We start from the raw sequence: 23,972 nt of genomic DNA, 5'->3' as shown, positions 1-23,972 counted from the left end.
TGGGAGAAAAACGTGTTAAGACTTGAGCTAGCGGTGCTATTTATTAATGACTAAGAGTATTAACTGCTCAATGTCTTCACTGAACCACGGCTGATAACACTCGGTTCAATCGGTTCGATTGGCTGCGATGCGGTACTCTTACCTTTGACAATGGCCATGACTTTTTTAGCGGCGGCAGTGGCCATTTTTTGAATCGGGAAATCAACGGTAGTAAGACCTGGTGTCATATGTTGACCAAAAGGTACGTTATCGAAACCGATAATTGAAATGTCTTCGCCCACTTTAAGACCGCGCTCTAAGCAGAGAGTGTAGGCTGTCATTGCAATGTTATCGTTCATACAGAAAATGGCAGTCAGTGGAATATCGCGATCTAGCAGACGACGAATCGCATCGTGATTGCATTGGTTATCAAATCGTCCCTCAACAACCGCATTAGGGTTGTAAGCAACACCATAGTGGCTCAGCGCATTACGATAGCCTTGGAGACGATCGCGACTGTCCACCTTGCTTAACTGACCGCTGATACAACCGATGTGCGTGTGACCTTTTTTAATTAGATACTCAGTGGCGAGAAAGCCGCCTTTTTCGTTATCTAACCAAATACAGCGATCGGCCATTTCTGGAATGTAGCGGTTAATCAGCACTGTCGCTTCATTTTGACGAGAAATCTCAAGTAGCTCACTATCGGAAAGGGTATCGACAGTGAGTACCAAACCGTCAACTTTCTTTGAACGTAAGAAATGAATTGACTCGTGCTCTTCGTCATACTCTTCGTGGCCGCTAGTGATAATCAAATGGTAATTCTCTGAGCGAACCACTTTCTCTACTTCGTGCATGATTGGACCGTAGAATGGACCATCTAATGTACCCACGAGCATGCCAATACTGCATGAGCGATTGGATGCAAGCGCTTGCGCGAAGGTGTTAGGCTGATAGCCTAGTTCTTCCATCGCAGCAAACACTTTTTGTTTGTTGGCTTCTTTTACAGAAGAGTGACCATTGAGTGTCCTCGACACCGTCGCTTGGGATACTTGGGCAAGTTCTGCGACTTCTTTTATCGTAATCAATTTTCGATCCTATCATTCAATCTTATTGAAATTATTGGAAATTTATTCAATAACACCTTTTAACTATACTACAAATAGACAGGTCATTGGTAATCCGAGCGTGGAACGCATAATCCACGACGGCATTCTGTGATCTGGCTTGCGATTTGTAGGCTTGAAAGCATCATATCGAATTGCTTTCTCACGTTTAGTGATAGACGCCACATTAGTAAAAGTAAGCGCTTTCTTTCTGGTGATGGGCTTCATGTTTTGTTCACTCGTTGAATTGGACGCTGTGTACATAATGTTTACATGCTATTAATATGGTTATCAAGCAATGAGGAACAAGCGCTTCAATCGTCACTGTTCCTCATAAAAATTCACATAATTTGAAAGCGCTTTCTAAATGGTAGGAGTGGCTGACAAATCAATGGCACATGAAAGTGTCGTCATATCGAGTAATTGAAAGAGTATTGCGTAGGATAGAGCTGATCAAACGAAAACGCTGTTAGTGCATTAAAGTAAGCGCTTACATAAAAATGACGCGGAAAAGTGATTACTTTCGGCTAAAAGCTGGGGGTATCTTGCAGACAAAATTTTGATTAGTAATAGAAAAAGCAACAATGAATTATTTTCTTCCTTTATTCAAGGGAGATGTGAAAACTAGAAATAGTGTGAATTCAGGTGGGGGTCTGATTTCATTCTTTTTCTAAATATCAGTGCCAATTAAATAAAAGCAGTGGTTGCCAATTTATTTTTTTAGCACTTAAAAAACGGAAAACAATTTATAATAAATCAGGAGCTGATAATGAAATTATCACAAATCTCGCTTGCCTGCCTAATGGCTGGTCTAAGTGTTGCTAGTTCAAACGTGATCGCCGCTGAAAATACACAAGGTTTTGAATTCCATGGTTATTTCCGTGCAGGTGCATTGTATAGTAAGAACGATGATTTTAAACGTTCAAAATTCCCTGCTACAAAGGAGAAGTTAGGTCGTCTAGGTATCGAATCAGACAACCACTTTGAGCTTGCTCTACAAAAGAACTTTGATACTGCAGACGGTCAAGCTATTCGTATCAAGACTCGTGCTGGCGCAGACAACGCACAGTCTGAGGGTAAAAACCAATTAGGTACTAACGCGGATGCAGCGAACGGTAGCATTGGCTTGATTGAGACATTCGTTGAATTTGATGGTGTTACAGAAACGGGCACAATGTGGGGTGGTAAACGTTTCTACGGTAAAGATAATTACATCTTTATGACGGACTTTTTCTATACAGATATGTCTGGTACTGGTGTCGGTGTAGAAGGTATTGAACTTGGTGACAATAAATGGGATTTCGCTTATATCGCAAGTGATAATGCGGAAGGTGGTTATTGGGGCGTAGATGACAATAACCCAATGCACTCTGTTCACGTCGGAGTAAACTTCGGTTCGTTCGAATTGCACGGTATGGGAAAATATCTGCCAGATAACTTTGTCGATGTTGGCGGAACAATGACTGAATTTGCGGATACCGGCTTTGAACTTACTGGTATTTATCACTCGGACACTGTATTTGGCCTATCAGAAAAAGGTTTCACAAAATATATTGCTCAAGCAGGTCAGGGTCTAGGTTCTGGTCAGCTATTAGGTGGTACAATTACTACATATAATGCATGGAAGCCTGGTTACGGCGGCGCTATGGGGCCTGCGAATATGAAGAAAGTAGACTCTGGTGACGTATCAACACGTGCGTTAATTTGGGGTGGTTACTTCTTCGAAAATGGCGTGAGCATCTTCCACTCAATTCAAGGCCAATATAATGACCTTGAAAAACGAGGCAAAGATTCTTGGGCATCGGCGATGGTACGTCCAACATTCCCAATTTCTAAGAACTGGTCAATTGCAACAGAAGCGGGCTATCAATACGGTGACTGGTCTGATTCAAATGATGTTGGCGGCAGTGCGTATGACTACAAACTGACTATCGCACCAACAGTGACAGTAGGTACAGGCTTTGGCCCGGCTCCAGAAATCCGCTTCCTAGCGACATACTTGGACGGTTCAAATCGCGACAAAGCAGACTTACTAGTAGGTATCCAAGCGGATATGTGGTGGTAATGTAAACCACTGCCTATAGAGGGGACGGATATGTGTATCACGGGGAGAGAGCATATCCGTATTTTTCACAATATTCATGATTTATATTGTGTTTATGCTAAAGATAAAGGGTTTTGTTTTTCGCTTTATCAACGCTAATTTCATCTTGCCACTCTATTATAGAGTGGCTTTTTTTGTTTGAGTTCTAACTTTCAGACAATATATCGTGAAAGCGGTTACTTTTTGGTTAAAATAGTTTATTCCATGACGTAGCCATAAGCAGTAAGGAGTGTTGCCATGTTACGACAAACCATTCTCGCGATAGTACTCGCGGCCACCTTTGGTTGTGCGAAGCAAGATCAAATCGTACCAAGTGGTGATGATGTGCTCGGGTATGAGCAGCTTGCCTCGGCTCAAGGGTGCTGCCAATCACTGGCAAAACTCGATTATCAAAATGTCACAGAGCCTGGTTCGTTGGACGTTTTGCTTACCCCTCAGTCTGCAAAAGTAGCGCTAAAGACTGGGCGCAGTTTTGCTCAAGGAATAAAGTTACCTAACGCGCTGGGCAATATCGATCTCACTGTGTACTCAGTGATCGATAAACAAGTGTTGGTGCCTACAGTTCTTATACTCGATAGTGGCTATCAAGTTATTGATGTGATTGACGACAAAGTCATTCAGCATCGCGAAAGTTCACTATTGTACAAATCGGGCTTTATTGGCGAGTATTCGGTTCCAAATCGCTATCCTGGTGGGAGGGAGCCAAGCTATTTGGTCATCGTCACTACAGATAAGGCCATGGCAACGAGTTCAGAGCCAATGCCGCCAAGTGAGTTTGCTCTGCAATCAGGGCAAGTGTCGGCCAGTGAACCGTTTTATTCCACTAACGAGATATCTCACGCCGCGATCGGCCTTGTGACCCTCGAGCTAGATTATCAACCGACAGGGCCACGCTTAGAAACAGATGCTCAGCAACAAGAGCGCCAACAAGCCGCGGAGAAGTATGTTGAGGTAGAGCCAGAGAGTATATTTACTGCAGAAAAAGAACAAGCGTTTAACGCCGCTATTGAACGAGCCGTCGAGAAAGGGCAATTTGAGAAGGCATTAAGGTTATCTAAAGAAGCAGAAGCGCTAGGGTCGCAAAGTGCGGAAAAGGCTTTTGTAGAGGCAATGAAGAAGTATTAGACGCAAGAGACAGAGTAGTACATACGCTACTCTGTCATTATCTTACTTGCTTGTTAGAGCAGGGCAAGGTGTGTTGCTATATAGGGCATAAACAACGGTTTCACTGCCCGCAGCTTTATAAAGGCAGACATTCGCTCCGCCTTGTCCAGTTGTCACTCCGGCAGGCTCTAGTTGTGCGGCATTCGCTGAAAGGGAAAAGCCCAGCGCTAGCGTCGCAATAAGTAGTGCGCTCATAACGCAATCCTGTAGTTAAAGATTCAATGACCTTATCAATGTGATCTCAGTCACGCTTCTCATGCTAAGACTAGTGGTTATCAGCTATTTATCAAGCCTGTGGAGCAGGGCAATCTCTCCTTGTATCGGCGGTTAAAACACCCCTTGTCATCCTTTTTAGCGATGCTTTTCAATTTAAGTTCTTGCTCTGTCAATCTATTAGATAAGATTTTGTAGGGTGACTGTGTGACCCTTGTTCAAAATGTGTTCCAGCTATCAAAATTAGGAATTGCGGCGACAAAATAGCCACCTTCTTCTGCAAACTCAGAAAGCTGGGTATAAACTCTAAGGCTATTATATTCAACATGGTGCATTTTAAGCGTTATTGTATGCTTGATCTGATCTTATCGACTCAACATGAATCCAACGAAGAACTACTTGGTCTATCCGAGGTATTCGATGCGGTCGATGCCTACATCTTTATCAAAGATGTAGACGGTCACTATCAGTACGTGAATAGGAAAGTGCTCGATACCTTTGGCGTATCCCTTGAGAGTATTAAGGGCAAAACTGATTGGCATCTGTTTAGTTTTCGTACAGCCAAAATGATGCGCCTTAATGACAAGCAAGTCGTAGCGAAGCGTAAGCCTAGCCAGCAAAAGATTCCTTTTTCAATTGATGATAGTGAGCTTTATCACCTCACCGTGTCATCGCCTATCATAAAGAACAATCAAGTATTAGGTGTTATCGGTTTTGCTGTTGATGTGTCAAAAGATATGGCCGAGAGAGAAGTGCTGTTGGAAGAAGCAAACACCGACGGATTAACGGGTTGTTTTAATCGCCGCTACCTGCACCTGGCGTTAGAAGAAGAGAAAACCAATTATCGAGAGCTAGGCCTACCAAGCTCTTTGTTGATTATTGATGTTGACCGATTCAAGCCTATTAATGATAAGTATGGTCACTCTATCGGTGATCGTGTCTTGGTAGATGTGGTCACAGTGATCGATCAATGCACGCGTTCGGAAGACAAGCTGTGCCGTTACGGCGGCGATGAGTTTGTACTGTTGCTGCCAGGTAGTGACGTGCATCAAGCGTACACATTGGCAACTCGATTATCCCGCAAGATTGATGCGCTGGAATTTGAGAGTAGTAGCGGTATTCGATTTAAGGTGTCGTGTTCAATCGGTGTGGCCACGCATACCTCTGATGACAGCAACATTATCGAGCGAGCTGACAAGGCACTCTACAAATCGAAAAAAGGTAACTCAGGTCGAGTACACATGTACTGCCCAGAAACACACAGGATCCAACAAAGTAGTCAATGTGGTGATTAATTCATCGCTTGGCCTCATCACTGTAAAGGTTTAACCCAATATTGAAATAACTCCTCCTTCGAACCCTTGAAAACCCCGTCAAATACAGCTATTTATAGTTATATACTTAAGAAAATAAGCTAAAAAAATTACGCTAGCGAAGAAAGGACGTCTTTGACACCCTTTCTTCATTTCGGGGGAAAGGATGACGTTAATAAAATACGCGGTAGTCGCGATGGGAGTGGGGCTGTTTTCATCGGCGGTGATGGCAGCTAACGTGGTTGAGACCACTTCATTGACCGGATTCGGTAGCGCTAAGTATCCAGAAAATTTCAAACACTTCGATTATGTTAATCCTGATGCACCAAAGTACGGTAAAGTCACGTTTGGGCAGATGGGTACCTTCGACAATTTCAATCGCTATGCATCTCGCGGTCAACCAGCTGCTGCGACTGGCGAGCTATATGATCCATTGATGCTTCCTTCCGGGGATGAGGTCGATGCCTACTACCCACTTATCGCCGAGAAAATCCGTTATTCCGATGATTACTCCTGGCTAGAAATTGATATCAACCCTAAAGCACGTTTTAGTGATGGTGTAGCGATCACTGCTAAAGACGTCGAATTCACTTTCAACAAGTTCATGGCTGAAGGTGTGCCTCAGTACAAGGCGTACTATAAGGACGTCAAAAGCGTTAAAGCCATTGATAAGCTGACAGTAAGAATTGATATGTCGGTGCCCAACAAAGAGAAATTGTTCGGTTTAGCGCAGGGAACCCGAGTTCTTCCTGAACACTACTGGAAAGATCGAAACTTTTCAGAGCCTCTCAATGAGCCACCAGTAGGCAGCAGCGCGTACCAAATCGTTGATTTCAAAATGGGTCAGACGCTCACTTACCAACTTGACGACAATTACTGGGCGAAAGATCTCCCGGTGAATGTTGGCCGAAACAACTTTAAAACCATTCAATACGACTACTACCGTGATGATACCGTGATGCTAGAAGCGTTCAAAGCGGGTGAGTTTGATTTTAGGCAAGAGTCGAGCGCTAAGTTTTGGGCTAGCTCTTACACGGGCAGTAATTTTGACCGTGGCTATATCAAGAAAGAAGAGATTGAACACCACAAGCCTATGACCACTCAAGGGTTTGTATTTAACACAGAGCGACCAGTATTCAGCGATCCGAAAGTTCGTGAGGCATTGAGCTATGCCATGGACTTTGAGTGGATGAATCGCAACATGTTCTATAACCAATACACGCGAACGCGTAGCTATTTCCAAAACACGGACTACGAGGCAAAAGGGCTACCTTCGTCAGAAGAACTAGAAGTACTGAATAAGTTTAAAGATAAAATTCCAGCGCGTGTGTTTAGTGACGAATACAATCCTCCTGTGACGGATGGATCTGGCCGTATTCGCCCGCAAATGCGCAAAGCGTTTGCCCTACTCAAAGAAGCAGGTTGGGAACTTAAAAATAAGGTGATGACCAATGTTGAAACGGGTGAGCCACTGAGTTTTGAGCTTCTTATCTATAACCCGACCACAGAGCGTATTGCGATACCTGTTCAAAAGAACATGCGTGCTATGGGTATCGATATGCGCATCCGTACGGTAGACACCACTCAATACCTTAAACGCTGGCGAGACCGTGATTATGACATGGTGTCTTCTAGCTACTCAGCACACCGTTACCCAAGTTCAAACCTAAAAATTGTTTGGAACTCGAATTTTATCGACTCCACCTATAACCAAGCTGGCGTAAAGGATCCTGTTATCGACGCACTAACCGATCTGATTGCAGACAGCCAAGACGATCCGGAAAGATTAAAGGTTCTCGGACGGTCATTAGATCGAGTGCTGCAGTGGAATTATTACATTATTCCTCAGTGGCACATCAAAAAGTACCGTGTCGCGACTTGGGACAAGTTTGAGCGTCCGGATGTTCTGCCTACTTATGATTTAGGTGTGGACACTTGGTGGATTTCAGAGCAGAAGGCACAAAAGCTTCCTGAAAAACGTCGATAAGAGGATTGCATGGCGGCCTATATTTTCCGACGCTTGTTGTTGGTGATACCAACACTGTGGGCGATTATAACCATTAACTTCTTCATCATTCAGATCGCCCCCGGCGGGCCTGTCGAACAAGCCTTAGCCCAGATGCAAGGCTTGGATTCCGGCATCATGGAACGATTTAGCGGTGGTGGTACAGAGGTTGAGCTTGATGCGGGGCAGGGGGATGTCGCCACAGGCTACAAGGGTTCACGTGGCCTTGATCCTGAAGTCGTAGAAGCGATTAAGGTTCAGTTTGGTTTCGATAAACCGCTTCACGAACGCTACTTTGATATGCTGAAAAATTACGCCATGTTTAACTTTGGCGATAGTTTGTTTCGTGGCGGTAATGTGATTGATTTGATCAAAGAGCGGCTACCCGTATCGATATCACTTGGCCTGTGGAGTACGCTTATTATCTACATGATCTCCATACCTCTTGGGATCTTGAAGGCGATTCATCATGGCTCTCGGTTTGATATATGGTCGAGTGCTGTGGTGATTGTCGGTTACGCCATCCCCGGCTTTTTATTTGCCATCATTCTTATTATCTTTTTTGCGAGCGGTAACTATTTCAGTTGGTTCCCGCTGCGTGGGCTAGTATCAAGCAACTTTGAACAGTTAACCTGGTATCAGCAAATCGTCGATTATTTCTGGCATTTAACGCTACCAATCCTTGCTATGGTCATTGGTGGTTTTGCCACGCTTAGTATGCTGACTAAGAACTCATTCCTAGATGAAATCAACAAGCAATATGTGGTGACGGCACGTGCGAAAGGGCTAGATGAAAGCAGCATCCTCTATAAACACGTGTTCCGTAATGCCATGCTGATTATTATTGCTGGCTTCCCAGGGGCATTCATCAGTATCTTTTTTACCGGCTCAATGTTGATTGAGGTGATGTTCTCATTAGAGGGCATTGGTTTACTTGGTTTTGAGTCCACTATTCAACGTGATTATCCAGTGGTATTTAGCTCCTTGTACATTATGACGTTATTGGGTCTGATTTTGAGCATTATTTCTGACTTAACTTATACGTGGGTCGATCCTCGTATCGATTTCGAGGCGCGATAAATGGCAATGAACCCTCTTACAAAAGCGCGTTGGCAGCGATTTAAAGCCAATAAACGTGGCTACTGGTCTACATGGATTTTCATGTTGCTGTTTGTCCTCAGTCTATTTGCTGAGTTTATTGCCAATGATAAACCGCTCATGGTGGAGTATGACAATCAGTGGTATTACCCAATTTTTGAACAATACGCCGAAACCGAATTTGGTGGTGAATTTGAAACCGAAGCTGATTATACCGACCCGTATGTGATTGAGCTTATTGAGGAGAAGGGCTACCTGATTTGGCCACTTATCCGTTTTAGCTATGACACCATCAACTACGACATCGTTGCCTCAGTGCCATCCGCACCCGACAACGTGAACTGGTTGGGTACCGACGACAAAGGGCGCGATGTATTGGCGCGAGTGATTTACGGTTTCCGTATTTCGGTATTGTTTGGTTTTATTTTAACCATGGTTTCCAGTGTGATTGGCGTTGGCGTTGGTGCCACTCAAGGCTACTACGGTGGTTGGGTTGACCTATTTGGGCAGCGATTTATCGAAGTTTGGTCGGGTATGCCAACGCTGTTCCTACTCATCATCTTATCTAGCTTTGTGGAGCCTAACTTTTGGTGGCTACTTGGGATCATGGTGCTCTTTAGCTGGATGAGCTTGGTTGGCGTGGTACGTGCAGAGTTTTTACGCTGTCGAAATTTCGACTATGTTAAGGCGGCTCATGCAATGGGGGTCGATGATAAACGTATTATGCTGCGCCATATGCTGCCTAATGCAATGGTGGCTTCATTAACCATGATGCCGTTCATTCTGTCTGGTTCGGTGACCACACTGACCTCGCTCGACTTTTTAGGGTTTGGTTTACCTGCAGGCTCTCCGTCACTAGGTGAGCTTTTAGCACAAGGCAAGGCGAATTTGCAGGCGCCTTGGCTTGGTTTATCCGCATTTGCTGTGTTATCGATGATGCTGACTTTACTGGTTTTTGCTGGCGAAGCGGTGCGCGATGCATTTGACCCACATCAACAAGGCTAAGGAGAGCGCTATGACGCAAGATGATCCAAAATATGTGCTCTCAATCGACAGTTTGTCAGTTGGGTTTGGTCGAGGTAAAAACGTTGAACAAGTGACTTTCGACGTCTCACTGGATATCCGAAAAGGCGAGACGTTGGCATTAGTAGGTGAAAGTGGTTCTGGTAAGTCAGTCACCGCTAATTCCATACTGAAACTGTTGCCAAAGGGCTCGAGCCATTACTTGAATGGTCATATTAAGTTCGATGACATCGATATGTTGAACTGCTCTGAACGACAGCTTCGAGGTATTCGTGGTGGTCGCATTGGTATGATTTTCCAAGAGCCGATGGTATCGCTCAATCCGCTTCATAAAGTGGGTAGGCAGTTGGTAGAAACCTTATCGATTCACCGAGGTATGCGCACCAATAAAGCGGAGCAACACGCGATTACCTGGCTTAAGAAAGTGGGTATTCGCAACCCAGAGCAAAAAATTACCGCTTATCCGCATGAGTTGTCCGGTGGTGAACGTCAGCGTGTGATGATCGCCATGGCACTTATCAATGAGCCAGAGCTTCTCATAGCTGATGAGCCAACCACGGCGCTTGATGTCTCGGTTCAGGCACAAATTCTGGACTTGCTTAAAGAGCTTCAAGAAGAGATGGGCATGGCGATGCTATTCATCACCCACGATTTGAGTATTGTAAGGCGTATCGCTGATCGCGTAGCGGTGATGAAGCAAGGCAGATTAGTAGAAGTCGGTGAGTGTCAGCAGGTGTTCAATGAGCCTTCTCATCCTTACACTCAAAAGCTTATCAATTCAGATCCACGTGGTTTACCAGTTGAAGTTAGCACAAGCGCAAAACCATTACTCTCAGTAGAGGATCTCAAGGTATGGTTCCCAATTAAGGGGGGACTGTTTAAGCGGGTTCTTGATCACGTGAAGGCAGTGACCAACATGAACTTTGAGTTAAGGCAGGGGCATTCAATTGGCCTGGTGGGAGAGAGTGGTTCGGGTAAATCAACGACTGGAATGGCAATACTCAAGTTGGTTCAAAGTGAAGGGCTGATTGAGTTTGATGGGCAAGACATTCAAACCTTAGACAGGAAAGGAATGCTGCCATATCGAAGTCGAATGCAAGTGGTGTTTCAAGACCCGTTTTCTGCACTTAACCCACGAATGTCAGTAGCACAAGTCATCGGTGAGGGACTCCGTGTACACTTCGAGCATGATGAGCAGACTTTGGATTCAATGATTTGCGATGTGATGCGTGAAGTAGATTTGGATCCAGAAACACGTCATCGTTATCCGAATGAGTTTTCAGGTGGTCAGCGTCAACGTATTGCAATCGCGAGGGCGCTGATTTTAAAGCCTGAGTTTATTCTGCTCGATGAACCTACCTCTTCACTGGATCGTACGGTTCAGGCTCAGGTGCTGGATTTGCTCAAAGCTCTTCAGGTAAAGCACGGACTTACCTATCTGTTTATTAGTCATGACCTGAATGTGGTTAAATCGCTATGTCATTACACGATAGTAATGAAAGATGGTCAGATTGTTGAGCAAGGCAATACGCAGCAGCTTTTTGCTAGGCCAGAACAAGAGTACACCAAGACCCTAGTCTCTCTTTCTGCATTTTAGCCGCGCCAGCGCGGCTAGTTCAATAATTAGGCGAGGTTTATATTTAAAAAAGTAAGCGCTTTCTTTTTGGTGACGACCAACGAGTTTTCGCAAACGGGATTTTTAACACTGTATACAAGATGTCTGAATTGTAGTGAACTAGTTAATACGGGCTGCAAGAGCTAAATAGGCAGCAAAATTACACAAACTCATCGATATTGCCGTCAATAATAACGCTTGGTTTTTTATCCGCACAAGTAAGCGCTTTCAGTGTGAGCGTGTAGTTTGGTGAGTGTGTTGAGTAATCAGTTTTAATCGGTTTAGGTATACTCGTATTCAAGGAGTAGTGATGCGAATGGAAAAGCGAACAGCAAATTTAAGCCCAACGCTATTGGGGTCAGTGATATCAGTTGCGTTACTGTCTGGTTGTGCAAGCACAGATAAAGGACAAGATGCAGACACCACTTTGGTTCAGACTAAAGCTCCCGTTATGCTGACTAATGCACCGGTCGAGGTGAGTGGTGATTGGCAGTTGGTGTGGGAGGATCAGTTTGAAGGTGACAGCATCAGCAAACGAAACTGGAGCTTGGAGCAAAACTGCTGGGGAGGGGGTAATAATGAGCAGCAGTGCTACACCAACCGAAGTAAGAATGCTTTTGTGCAAGATGGTTTGCTGCACATCGTAGCGCACAAAGAGCGCTACACGGGTCCTGATAATCCAGAAGGAAAAGCGGGCCCGGAAAAAACGTTGCCTTACACCTCGGCGCGGCTTCGCACTAAAGATAAGCGCGACCAAAAATACGGTCGTTTTGAAATCCGCGCCAAACTGCCTACCGGTCAAGGTACATGGCCGGCAATCTGGATGCTACCTACAGAAAACAAATACGGCACCTGGGCGGCATCTGGTGAAATTGACATCATGGAGGCCGTGAACCTCAAGACTCAATCTGATGCGCCGAATGCAAAACCTGGCGATGGGGAAAACCGTATTTATGGCAGTTTGCACTATGGTAAGAAGTGGCCAGACAATGTGTACAGTGGTCAAGGTGCAACGTTGCCAGAGGGCGTGAACCCAGCTGACGGATTCCATACTTACGCAATTGAGTGGGAAGAAGGCGAAATCCGCTGGTACGTAGACAACTTACACTATGCCACGCAGACCCAAGATGGCTGGTATAGCCAGTATGAAAAGGAAAAAGGTTTATTGGTCAATGCAAAAGGTGCAGCCCCGTTTGATGAGAAGTTTCATCTACTGTTAAACCTTGCAATTGGCGGTTCCTGGTCTGCGAATGCTAACCAACAGGGCGTAGATGATAGTGATTATCCAAAAACCATGCTGGTGGACTTTGTCAAAGTATACCGATGTGGCGTTGACCGCTGGAAAGGCAAGGGCTGTTCTAGTCGCTCTGACCTTGCGAAGCATGTAGAAGGTCACGAAGCGCCGGCTATTTTGGCGATGGACGATAGCTACGCTGACGGTCCAACCCTAGATGTTTTCACGGACACGTTAAATGCAGCACTGGCGTTTGCAAGTTACGACCCGGTTAACTTGGTGGAACATGCGGTTGTTGAAGAAGCCGGACGTGGCTCGGTACTTGAAATCACCAAGCAAAACGGTGCGGGTAACCTCTACTTCCGCTCTCCGGTGACTGACATGACAGATTGGAAGAAAAACGGCACCTTAATTTTTGATATCAAAGTAGAACAGGGCTCGGATACTGAGTTATTGATCAAGATGGACAGTGGCTGGCCAAACACGAGTGACTATGTCGTGCCAACGCCAGCGCAAGGCGAGTGGGGACAGGTGAAGATAGCTATCGCTGATATATTGGACAGTGATAATAGCTTTGCTCCTGGTTCACAAGCGGATCCTAAAGCGGTGAATAATCTTTTAGTATTTGAACCTCAAGGTGCAATGACGTTTAAGCTGGACAATATTCGATTCGAAAGATAGTTGATAGAAGCAGTTTTTGAGCTGATATAAAGGGAGCATATTTGTATGCTCCCTTTTTAGTTCTAGAAGTCAATGTATTTTAGGACGAGACAAGAGAGCGTGGGTTTGGGTAACTAGCCTCTAAATAGATTGAACAATAAATGGTCGATTGATCTCTCATTAAAGTAAGCGCTTTCTTGTTGGTGATGGTTTTCTTGTTTACGAAAACAACTTTTTCTAACCGCTATACACTCAGGAAATGTTGATTAATACTAGTTATACAAGCTTTTCGCCAATAGTGAGTTCGCCAAAGTTGGTGAAACGAAAAGAGGCTCTATCGGTGTTTTCTTAGTTTCAAAAAGAAAGCGCTTACCTAAGATGTTGCCACTTTTTTAAGCTGTTCAATGATGGTGCCACGCGCCTTCAACAAAAAGAAATTCCAATATGCAAGGAAGTTATAATGATCAAAAGCAGTTTGAAACCTCTTGTTCTCGCCACTGCTGCAGCGATGCTCGCGGCTTGTGGTTCAGACTCTACAGATACAACAACGGATGGTGGTAACCAGGGTGGAGACAACGGTGGCGGTAGTGAAGTTACTGTTTCTGTAACGCCCGACTATCAAATGGATGTGAAATCCCAAGCTCCAATAGACTTTGGTAATGCGTTCACAGAAACGAACGCTATCAACCCAGATCCAACGTCCTTGTTTGTAACAGGCTCAGTACTTAAAACGACGAAAGTGGCTGGGGCTGAAACTTGGGCTGGTAGTACAATTGCAGACAATACTAGCCTCGAGCTAAGCGCTGAAAGAAGTGTCGTCACTGCATGGGTTTATTCTCCAGAAGTCGATGTACCAGTATTACTTAAAGTTGAAAATTCTAACGATGGTACTCAATTTGCTGAAGTGTTAGTGACAACGACTAAGGCTAATGAATGGGAACAGCTTACTTTTGACTTTACCGATTTGAATCAAGGTGAGTTGAGCGAGGCGACCACCTACAACATGAAGAGTCTGTTTTTCGACTTTGGAAACGTGGGCAGCGACAAAGTGTTTTATTGGGACAATGTTCGCCTTGAAGGGGATGGCCTAGTAGAGCAACCGATGCCAGAGAGCTACCCTGTATCTGATACGGGTCAGCCACTTTTGGGTAACCCTCAGTATCAAGCAATCTCTTATGGCGCATGGCGTAGCGATACCCGTGCCTCCGGTGACCTTGTTCCTTCTGTCGCTGATCATGTAGAAGACATGAAAATCCTTAATGCTATGGGCATTAAAGTGGTTCGCACCTACAACACGCAAGGATTTATTGGTACTGACGGTCAAAGTAACACTGAGAACTTGCTAGCGGCGATCCGTCAGCTCAAGGATGAGGCCACAGGTGATGGCGATACATTTGAAATGTACGTTATGCTCGGTGTTTGGATAGATGCGAATGGCGCTTGGACTGGTGGGGCAATCGATTCGGCAACCGACTCTCCAAATAACGCGCTAGAGCTTGCTAAAGCGAAAGAGTTAGCCTTGGCGTATCCTGATATCGTCAAAGTGATTGCGGTAGGTAATGAAGCCATGGTCGATTGGGCATCGTCTTATAAGGTTCACCCTTCTATTATTCTCAATCATGTTAACGACCTACAAAGCTGGAAGCTGGAAAGCAGTGACACCGAAGATCTTTGGGTTACGACATCGGACAACTGGGCGGTTTGGGCTGGCATCGATCCTAATGGCAACTACGGTGACCAAACCGATCTAAAAGCGCTAATTCAAGCGGTAGACTACGTTTCGCTGCACACTTATGCCCACCATGACACCTTCTATCACCCAGAGTTTAAAGAAGATTGGAAGGTCTCTGAAGCGGATCAAGCGTTAACCAAAGAGCAGCAAATTGCTATTTCAATGCAGAAAGCATACAAGCATTCCCTAGAGCAGTACGCGGCAGCACAGCAATTTATCAATAGCGTTGATCCTAGTAAGCCAATTCATATTGGTGAGACAGGTTGGTCTACTAACTCAAACGACGGCTACGGCGAGGGTGGCACACAAGCCGCTGATGAGTACAAGCAGAAGATGTTCCATGACGATATGCGTGATTTTGCTAACAACGAAGGCGTATCGCTGTTCTTCTTCCAAGCGTTTGACGAGCCATGGAAAGGTGGTGATAGCCCCGAGCATTCAGAGAAAAATTTCGGCCTTATTGATATCGACTGTAACGTTAAGTACGTTGCTTGGGACAAAGTCGATACACTCAATGCACTTGGGCTGACACGTGACTGTAATGGCTTTACTGCCAGTTACGGCGGGATATATGCATCACTTCTGGATGATGTTTTACCCCCTCCATTTGCTCCAGTTGAACAGCCTCCAGTGGAGGGTGAGTTCAAAGTCCTTGGTGCTGGCCTATTTAGCGGCGCAGGAGCGTATGCTTGGGAAGATACAGCTTGGGCAGGCGTTGACGAGGAAGGTGTGCTAACGGTGGCAACTTCACCTAGTACTGCGCAAGATTGGGGTTGGGGAGCGCACATTGGTGACGACAGTCGCCGTGACTTCACTTCAGTGAAGACGCTTAAGTTTGAAATCCGTGGCTCCACGGATGGCGGTAAAGCACTTGCTGATTTTGGATTTGGTGTTGGCTTCCAATCGGATAAAGGTGAACAATGGTCAACCAACCACACAATTCGATTCAACGAGGGTGAACGTCAGCTCACGACTGAGTGGCAATCGTTTGAAATTGATATCAGTGAGTTTTCTAGTGAACCAAACTTAAACCAAGTCACCCAGCCGTTTATTGTGCACGGTACCACTAAAGTAGGTCTGACTGATGCAGATATTCAGGTTCGCAATATCTCTTGGTTTGAATAATTGCCTAGTATGAGTGCCGCTCATCACGAGCAATCTCATAAGTTTTACTTCAATTATCAGTAGAACTGAACTACCGATAGGTGATGGCAGTGATGCCATCACCACTTTCAATAATCCCTACACAATTCTGCTTCGACCATCATGTTGCAAGTGGTTTTTGTGCTGTCTGAAATGCAGGAGAAAAGAAATGGTTAACAAAAGGCTCTACAGCCTTGGTTTGATGTTTGGCGTTTTAGTTGCCGGTGTTATCGCCCCTAAAGCGCACGCCGGGTGGGAGGTTCATTGGATTGATACCTTTGAAGGGGAAGGCGTCAATTGGGACAATTGGACGGCACAAACACAAGCAAACTATAACAACGAAGTGCAGTGTTACACCGACGATGATGTTAGCGAGTTACGTAACTATGACGTATCCGGCGGTACTTTGAAAATTATCGCTAGAAAGCAAACCAACCAATGTATGACGTTGGGTGGGCAAACCAAAACCTGGACATCGGGCCGCCTTAATAGCAAAGACAAACAAGAGTTCTTGTACGGCCGGATTGAAGCTCGTATTCGTTTTCACGATTTGGAAGGCGGCACATGGCCAGCTTTTTGGATGTTAGAAAATAGAATCGCGGAGCAGCCAATAAAAGGTGACAACGACAATGTTGGCTGGCCAAACTCCGGTGCGAGCGAAATTGATGTTTGGGAGTGGTTTTCCAATCAGCCCCAAAGTTATATCACAAACTTTTTCAATACTGCAGGGTGCGGTGCTGAATATCGTCATCCATACACCAATGGTACCCAAGATGTCTTGGATTGGCATCGGTACGCTATTGAATGGGATCGCAACTCAATTGCTTTTTTCATGGATGATCAAGAAATTATTCGCCACGACGTGAGCCAATGCCCACGCTACAAAGAGCCCATGTTTGTCCTACTTAACGTCGCTATGGGGGGCATGTTAGGGGGGCAAATCGAACCAAATTTGCAACGTGCCACTATGGAAGTGGATTATATAGCACATTGTCAGTTGTCAGATTCTAGCGACTCTGAACGCTGTGATGAAACTACGCCACGCATCGACCCAAATATTGAGATTCCGGAGTTACCAACCGCGTCAGCTACTGTTGGAAACAACGGCGGCTCTGCATCGATGTTGTCGTTATTCGCTTTGTTAACCCTAGCCTCAATTAAAAAACACAAGTCGAGAACACGAAGGTAAGTCGGTTGTTGCTTACAACAACTCAAAATATAATCGCCAATAGGTCAAATGCTGACTGCATTTGGCCGTAATATCATTTTATTATCGAAAATTCAGGTTAAACCCAAACTCAAACGTACCTTCTGTCGTTCTTGGCTCTCCCGGACGGACGCGGTGCTGGCCGTATCGGTACTTTACATAAGGCTCTACATATTTCGGTTTAAAGGTCAGGGTAAAGTCGGCATGAAAGATACTAGGCTCCAGATGGGTTTCGGACATAATTCGGTCGTGGTTGAGAGCGTAGCTGTAGGTTAGCCAAGTCACCGGAGTGTAGCTTGCGCCTAGGCTGGCTTTCCATTCACGGTGCGTGTTGAAATTTGGACTCAGAATAGGGAAGTCATCGCTCTGAAACACATTTTTTCGCCACTCATAGGATGTAGAAGCGAAGACTAAAACATTGTGGCTAAGCATACGACCAGCAAACGCGCCAAGATTATAAATGTCGACTAAGTCTGCTCTGCCGTAGGTTGCAAATGCTTCGGTATAGGTGTCACCAAGTAACATCCCATACCCTGCACCTAGCTCGAGATAACCTGTCGAGTCAACCTCAAAGCCAAGGTTGACTTGTTCCGTTGCTTGAACAGTACCAGAAAGTGTCCCAATCCAAGTGTCTCCCACCTTCGATGTTTGAAAGCTCATGGTTGGTTCGTAATAGGACAATTCATGATGACTAGCCAACGTAGAAAAAGGTAATAACGCCATCGCGGTAGCAATGTATCTTTTCATGGTTTTCTCGCTCAAAATAAAAGGAGCCGAATAAATCCGGCTCCTTTGGTTTTATTTACTGATGTTGTCTATTAAGAGCGACCAACGCGGTCTTTTACTGCTTGCTTGATTTGTTGACGTTGTTCTTGAGATAGCGATTGCAGTTTTTGTCTTACTTCATCGCGGTTGATCTCTGTTTTAGGTAAATGAGCTTTAATGAACGCACTAGCTTCAGAGTTCATTTTGACATCTTCCACTTTGCCGTTTTGGTCGGTGTACACGTAAACTTCACCGCCGTTGAACCCGACCAGTTTGATTTCAACACCCGTTGCTGTTTCTTGGCGCTCAATGTCTTTAATCACTCGATCATTACCAAAGCCAGGGTCAATCTCGATAGGTTGATCCATTTCTGGGGCATCCCATCCAATGCGGCTAATCACACCGTTATCGATAGTGACCGCTAGGCGACCTTTGCCTGGTACTTTGATCTCAACATAGCCACCATAGTTAATAACTTGGATTTGCTTTACTTCGTAGTCATTGCCAATTCGAACGTTATAAGTACCTGTACCATCTACTACGTCATCTGTTGGAGAGATTTGGCCAACGGTCTCACCGTTAAACTTAAGCTCACCGGTTTCGCTATCGATAAACCAAACATCACTTGGACTTACACCGAAATCTGGGTCGGTAATTGGTAAATCGTTACCAGGGCGAGGTGGTTGGTAGTCCGAAACGACCAGGCGACCATCGACATTAGTTATCTTGATTTCACCGCCATTAATACCGTGGAAAATGAAGCCGCCGTCTTGCGCTTGGATGCTACCTACTTCTTGGCCGTCAAGGGTAGTCACATCACCCGCTTCTACGAGATAAGTTGTCCCATTGTGAACAATGTAGCCATTACCTTCGGAGCCCGCTACAGCAAGCACATTGTGGTTGCCTTCGTCGCCTTCAACCAGCGCAGCGTTGAACACATCACCTTCGTGAACGGTTACGTTAGCGATTCCATCTTGCGGAGCCTGTTCGCCGCTGTCGTTAGAAGAACCATTAGATGAACAACCTGCTAGGAAAGAAGCGGCGATTACTGCACTGATTAATTTAAGTTTCATGGGTATCTCTCAAAATTGTATTGGAACTAAAGGAGGCATCTTGCTTTCTGAGTTGGCGTTCCGAGCCGATGAGAGAACTATAAAGTGTTTGATGAGGCTGAACTAATGAACAGCCTTTATCATGATAATGAACTTAAGCTATTAATAAATATGGGTTATTGTGCTGATAACCCAGAGTTATCAGCAGTTAAAATCTTCTTTATAAGTTTATGTAGCCACAAGGTGGTGGCGCTGTTTCGGTTTTTGTAGTGGTAGAAGGCATTGATATCTGTATCTACGGTGGCGCTACCGAAGTAAATATCGAGTGAACGTAATCCTGGATGTGTGTCGAGATTTAAAAAACTCGAACTTGGGAACATCATATCCGAATGCTTCACTACGTCGACGATTGCTGAGGGGAGTTCGGATCGAAATACGATTTTGGGATCGTGGCCTCGCATACGAATCATTTTTTCGGATATGGATTGATTCGAGTTCCAGTCCGCGGCAATAAGCGTGGCAATTTCAAATTCAACACTATCATCGATCTCTAAATAGTCTTTGCTACAAGGATGGTCTGCACGGACGTAGCCCTTAAATTGGTCTTCCGCTACTTGCTTTTGTAGGATCTCTTTAGGTGCATGATTGATGGTGTAGTTTAAGCCTAAATGGATATCATCGTTGACGATGTCTTGAATCGTCGACTTACTCCAGTTAAGGAGCTGAACCTGTACATTGGGCGCTTCTGCCCTGATGGCATTGAAAAGTTGGTTGGCGATCCCAGCTAGGAAAAAAGGAGAGATGGCAAGTTTTAAGGTGACATCAAGTTCCGCTGGGTCAAATTCTGCGGAATGATTGACCGCGTTGGCCAAGTCATCCATGACAGGACTTAAAGCGTCTGCCAGTTGGTGTGCTTTTTCGGTGGCGCGCAGCCCATGATGGGTTTTGACAAACAGCTCATCATCAAAGTGGTCACGCAGACGTTGTAGAGCTTTACTTACCGCGGGCTGTGAGACAAACAGGCGCTCAGCGGCTTTTCGCATGTTGCGTTCTTGATTCAAAATGATGAAAGTTCTTAATAGATTTAAATCAAGATTTGCGAATAAATCTTTAGCCATAGTCGTACCCAACGAGTTCGATTTAGATCTCAATCTTAATGTTCAAATCCTAGTTTCGCAAAAAATTGGTAACAAAAACATCAACAAAACGTTTAGAATTCTTCTATTTTACCGATATAGTGTGAAATCAGTCGTATTTTAAAGAGGTTTAAGGATGAAACTCTCGATATCGAGTAAGCTTCGGATGAGTTATCTGGCGCTTGCTGTACTTTTTATCGTCTCATCTCTGTTTGTGTATCGAAGTGTTGATGGGCTGCAAACACAAACGCATTCACTGTTGCGCTTTGATCTTCCAACGGTCGACGCCAGTCGTCAGCTTGGCCAGTCACTGCAAACTACCGTTTCTGAGCTAAGAGGCCACATGTTGCTGGTGGGCTCAGAAGAGCAGGTCGAAGCCTCAAAGGCCAAGGTACTGCAACATATTGATCAGGTTGATATTCAGCTGATTAGTCTTGAGGGATTGTTGCCGGAACAAACCTATCTGGCCGTGAGTGAGCAGTGGACATCGATTAAAGTCACCGCGCGTAAAATATTAGAGATAGCGCAAACTCACGACAATCTTCCTGCGCATTCTCTCTTTATTAATGAAGCCGCACCCATTGCGGAGGTTGCACTCGATCAAATCCAAGGGCTGATAAACGATGAAGCGGGTCGCGCCGCCGGTGGTGAGCGAAAGCGCTTATTTAAACTCTATGCCGACGCCTACAACTCTCTCGCCAACGCACTCTCTGCTCAACGAGATCATCTCCAATATGGTAATCAAGACTACCTCGACAAGTACAACGACTTTTTAAAGTCTCACGCAAAAGTTGTTGAGCAAATCGGCTACAAGACAGATTTACTTAGCAGCAGTGATGAAAGCCTATGGTCACTGTTTAATGAGATGAAAGGTCTGTATTTACCGCTGGCAGAACAAGTGATTGAACTGCGCCAATCTCCGAGCTGGAACCAGTCTAATTTCTTGATGGAATCTGAATTACTACCCGCAATTCAGGACGTTCAAAGTGATCTAGATAATGTGGTTCTTCTTTCTCAGCAAAAAGCAGGCGAGACAGAAAATAGTATCGGCTCAAGCGTGAATTCATTGCTGGCAATATTAGCGCTAAGCTGCGTTGTTGTTCTTAGTGTTGCCTTTGTCGTTTCCCATTTTTTAGGGCGCCAAATTGGTGGTCGCGTGTCGCTTATCGCCAAGCGTGCGCAATTGATTGCTGCAGGTGATGTGTCGAGTGCGCCACTGACGGTAACTGGCCGCGATGAATTGGCGGACCTTATGACCTCGATTAATAGCATGAACCAATCACTGTCTAAGTTAGTAGGGCAAGTGTCGCAGAGTGTGGGCGCTGTTGAGGAAAAAATGGATGACCTTACTAAGCATAGTCGCCAAAGTTTGCAGCAAGTTGAGTTGCAGTCTTCAAACCTAGATAACATCGGTCATTCGTTGTCTGAAGTTGCGGTGGGCTCGGAGCAAACCGCAAGCCAGGTTCAGATTTCTTCTTCTGCTCTGGTGGACGCTAAGCAAGAGTTAGCCTCGGGTGAAACTATGCTGACCGAAAACCACGGCAATATGACGGATTTGGTTAGTGCGATTCAAACGGCACAGCAGCTCGTCGCGAAGCTTAGCAACGAGAGTCAGGCCATTGGTAAAGTGACCGAGGTAATAGAAGGCTTGGCTGAGCAAACCAATCTATTAGCGCTCAATGCGGCGATAGAAGCGGCGCGAGCGGGAGAGCAAGGCCGAGGTTTTGCCGTGGTTGCTGATGAGGTGAGAATGCTTGCCAGCCGAACTACGGAATCTACCACAGAGATCAACGCCATTGTGCAAGCTATACGCAGTTCAACCAATAAAGTAGAAGAGCAGATCAATGAGGGAACTTCTATTGCTTCCGATGTCATGGAACAAACCGATGAAGCGCTGAGTCGAATTCAGTTGTCGGCAGAACAAGTAGAGCTTGTGAATACACAAATGGCGAGCTTGGCGGCAACCGCAGAACAACAGGCGAATGCGACACAAACCATCTCAGGTCTAGTGAATGACATTAATGATTCACTCAGCGCGGTCGCTGGGCAAACGCGCTCGGCAAATGAGGTGACTGAGCAAGTGACTTCAAACGTCGGTGAACTGCACCAACAGGTTGCCAATTTTAAGGTGTAGCCCTTATTACAAAAGAAACCCTTACTATAAAAAATGCCCATCAAATTGATGGGCATTTTTATGAGTTCAGATTAGGCGTGTCGTTAGACCAAGATATTCATAAGGAACATAGCGCCAAAAGCGTTGAGTACAGAGATGGCGATCATTACCGGAATGTAGCGACCTTCCGTACCAATTGGGCCCATGATACGACCCATGTACTGAATTTGGGAGCCCATCAGATAGATGGCAGGCGCCAAGATAGCGATGTGAGTACCGTTTAAGATACCTTGGTCGAACAGTGTGATAACCACACCAACCGCGCCGCCCATCGACATCCAAGCACCAATAAGGACAGCCGCCGCTTCGCCAGGTAAGCCGAAAATGGCCATGACTGGAGCAAAAATAGCGCCCATAGCATCTAGAGCACCCGTAATTTGTAGCGCCTTGATGATAACAAATGCCATTAGGACATTCGGGACGGTAGATGTGGTGGCGATCACCCAACCTTTCTTTGCACCTTCAACAAAAATGTCAGTGACCATTGGTTTTTTCGCTTTTACTTCGCTCATTATGCGGTCTCCTGTTGTGCGTTAGCTTGATCTTGTTTTGGAGTTTTGTCTTCTTTACCTTCTGTAATGTTCAGGTAAATACGGAACAGGTTTGCACCAATAAACTTAAATAGGAACATAACCGCCACTGCTAAACCAATTGAAGACGTCACAGCAAGCGAACCGTCCATAAGCGTTAACGTGAAAAGCACAGCACCAGAAGAGAAGAAGTTAACAATCGCCGCACCTGCAGTGAACTGGAACATGGTGAACACGTCGGTTTCGCGCTTGGTAAGGTGGCCTTCGTCTTTTAGCTGACGGGTCATTGCCGCACCCGCATCGGTACTTTGCAACGAGGCAATCAATGCTAGACCAGAGTTGCCAGGAATACCCATGAGCGGACGAAGCAGTGGAGAGAGCAGTTTGCGAGCAGCATCTAGCGCACCATAGTGCTCAAGTACATTGATCATGCCCAGCGCAAACATCACCGTTGGGATCAGGGTCAACGCGAAAATAAAGCCATCACGTGCACCGCTACCACCTACACCGCGAAAAGAAGTCGTTGCAGCTTGGACACCATTTTCCGTTTCGGTAACGTTGTGAGCGACTTGGCCAAATGCTCCGTTAAGAGTAGTGAAATCAAAAACCCCATACCATTCATTGGATTGGAGTAAGCCGGAGAAAAAAACAATCGCAAAAGCTAGGGCAATATAGCTTCCGATTGTTACCTTACGTTCTTTAGTTAAGTCAGACATGGAG

18 protein-coding genes are annotated in these 23,972 nt (G+C 45.4%); 11 read left to right on the top strand and 7 right to left on the bottom strand.

The genetic code is table 11. The features are described from left to right. Window positions 1-59: 59 nt before the first annotated feature. The gene (locus ACJB0T_RS03185; RefSeq protein ID WP_479292941.1) at window positions 60-1,067 is read right to left on the bottom strand and encodes a LacI family DNA-binding transcriptional regulator; all 1,008 of its coding nucleotides are present in this window, start codon (window positions 1,065-1,067) and stop codon (window positions 60-62) included. 787 nt (window positions 1,068-1,854) lie between these two features. Between ACJB0T_RS03185 and ACJB0T_RS03180 the strand changes: the two genes are divergently transcribed. After that, window positions 1,855-3,150: a carbohydrate porin gene (locus ACJB0T_RS03180; protein ID WP_479292943.1), complete on the top strand. Its 1,296-nt coding sequence runs from the start codon at window positions 1,855-1,857 to the stop codon at window positions 3,148-3,150. A 276-nt stretch (window positions 3,151-3,426) separates the two neighbouring features. Next, window positions 3,427-4,314: a MalM family protein gene (locus tag ACJB0T_RS03175; protein ID WP_479292945.1), complete on the top strand. Its 888-nt coding sequence runs from the start codon at window positions 3,427-3,429 to the stop codon at window positions 4,312-4,314. A 42-nt stretch (window positions 4,315-4,356) separates the two neighbouring features. On the opposite strand, the gene ACJB0T_RS03170 is transcribed toward ACJB0T_RS03175, so the two are convergent. Further along, window positions 4,357-4,548: a hypothetical protein gene (locus ACJB0T_RS03170; protein ID WP_479292946.1), complete on the bottom strand. Its 192-nt coding sequence runs from the start codon at window positions 4,546-4,548 to the stop codon at window positions 4,357-4,359. Window positions 4,549-4,916: 368 nt separating this feature from the next. Here ACJB0T_RS03170 and ACJB0T_RS03165 point away from each other — a divergent pair, with 368 nt between their 5' ends. From ACJB0T_RS03165 to ACJB0T_RS03130, 8 genes are all read left to right on the top strand, one after another. After that, window positions 4,917-5,861, top strand: a complete 945-nt coding sequence (locus ACJB0T_RS03165; protein WP_479292948.1) for a sensor domain-containing diguanylate cyclase — start codon at window positions 4,917-4,919, stop codon at window positions 5,859-5,861. A 184-nt stretch (window positions 5,862-6,045) separates the two neighbouring features. Beyond that, entirely contained in the window at window positions 6,046-7,866 is a 1,821-nt protein-coding gene (locus ACJB0T_RS03160; protein ID WP_479292950.1) for an extracellular solute-binding protein, read from the top strand. A 9-nt stretch (window positions 7,867-7,875) separates the two neighbouring features. Further along, window positions 7,876-8,964, top strand: coding sequence for a microcin C ABC transporter permease YejB (locus ACJB0T_RS03155; protein ID WP_479292952.1), 1,089 nt, complete (start codon window positions 7,876-7,878; stop codon window positions 8,962-8,964). After that, entirely contained in the window at window positions 8,965-9,987 is a 1,023-nt protein-coding gene (locus ACJB0T_RS03150) for an ABC transporter permease (RefSeq protein WP_479292954.1), read from the top strand. It begins immediately after the preceding gene. Window positions 9,988-9,997: 10 nt separating this feature from the next. Further along, window positions 9,998-11,602 carry an ABC transporter ATP-binding protein gene (locus ACJB0T_RS03145; RefSeq protein WP_479292956.1) on the top strand — a complete coding sequence of 535 codons (1,605 nt, stop codon included), beginning with the start codon at window positions 9,998-10,000 and terminating at the stop codon, window positions 11,600-11,602. A gap of 334 nt (window positions 11,603-11,936) precedes the next feature. After that, a complete protein-coding gene (locus ACJB0T_RS03140) occupies window positions 11,937-13,535 on the top strand; it encodes a glycoside hydrolase family 16 protein (RefSeq protein ID WP_479294530.1) in 1,599 nt (532 codons plus the stop codon). 439 nt (window positions 13,536-13,974) lie between these two features. Beyond that, a complete protein-coding gene (locus tag ACJB0T_RS03135) occupies window positions 13,975-16,371 on the top strand; it encodes a glycoside hydrolase family 17 protein (protein ID WP_479292957.1) in 2,397 nt (798 codons plus the stop codon). 187 nt (window positions 16,372-16,558) lie between these two features. Beyond that, complete coding sequence (locus ACJB0T_RS03130) at window positions 16,559-17,578, top strand: glycoside hydrolase family 16 protein (RefSeq protein WP_479292959.1); 1,020 nt, start codon at window positions 16,559-16,561, stop codon at window positions 17,576-17,578. 81 nt (window positions 17,579-17,659) lie between these two features. On the opposite strand, the gene ACJB0T_RS03125 is transcribed toward ACJB0T_RS03130, so the two are convergent. From ACJB0T_RS03125 to ACJB0T_RS03115, 3 genes are all read right to left on the bottom strand, one after another. Beyond that, entirely contained in the window at window positions 17,660-18,343 is a 684-nt protein-coding gene (locus ACJB0T_RS03125) for a hypothetical protein (RefSeq protein WP_479292960.1), read from the bottom strand. Window positions 18,344-18,414: 71 nt separating this feature from the next. After that, entirely contained in the window at window positions 18,415-19,434 is a 1,020-nt protein-coding gene (locus ACJB0T_RS03120; RefSeq protein WP_479292962.1) for a hypothetical protein, read from the bottom strand. 155 nt (window positions 19,435-19,589) lie between these two features. After that, window positions 19,590-20,531, bottom strand: coding sequence for a LysR family transcriptional regulator (locus ACJB0T_RS03115; protein ID WP_479292964.1), 942 nt, complete (start codon window positions 20,529-20,531; stop codon window positions 19,590-19,592). Window positions 20,532-20,685: 154 nt separating this feature from the next. Here ACJB0T_RS03115 and ACJB0T_RS03110 point away from each other — a divergent pair, with 154 nt between their 5' ends. Further along, entirely contained in the window at window positions 20,686-22,683 is a 1,998-nt protein-coding gene (locus tag ACJB0T_RS03110) for a methyl-accepting chemotaxis protein (RefSeq protein WP_479292966.1), read from the top strand. 83 nt (window positions 22,684-22,766) lie between these two features. Here the strand turns inward: ACJB0T_RS03110 and ACJB0T_RS03105 are convergent, their stop codons facing one another. After that, entirely contained in the window at window positions 22,767-23,234 is a 468-nt protein-coding gene (locus tag ACJB0T_RS03105; protein WP_112479591.1) for a YjiG family protein, read from the bottom strand. Further along, the gene (locus tag ACJB0T_RS03100) at window positions 23,234-23,968 is read right to left on the bottom strand and encodes a nucleoside recognition domain-containing protein (RefSeq protein WP_479292968.1); all 735 of its coding nucleotides are present in this window, start codon (window positions 23,966-23,968) and stop codon (window positions 23,234-23,236) included. The genes ACJB0T_RS03105 and ACJB0T_RS03100 overlap by 1 nt, the downstream gene beginning before the upstream one ends. Window positions 23,969-23,972: the final 4 nt, after the last annotated feature.

The organism is Vibrio sp. CB1-5 (assembly GCF_059412285.1).
This window is presented reverse-complemented; position numbering and strand designations above follow the sequence as displayed.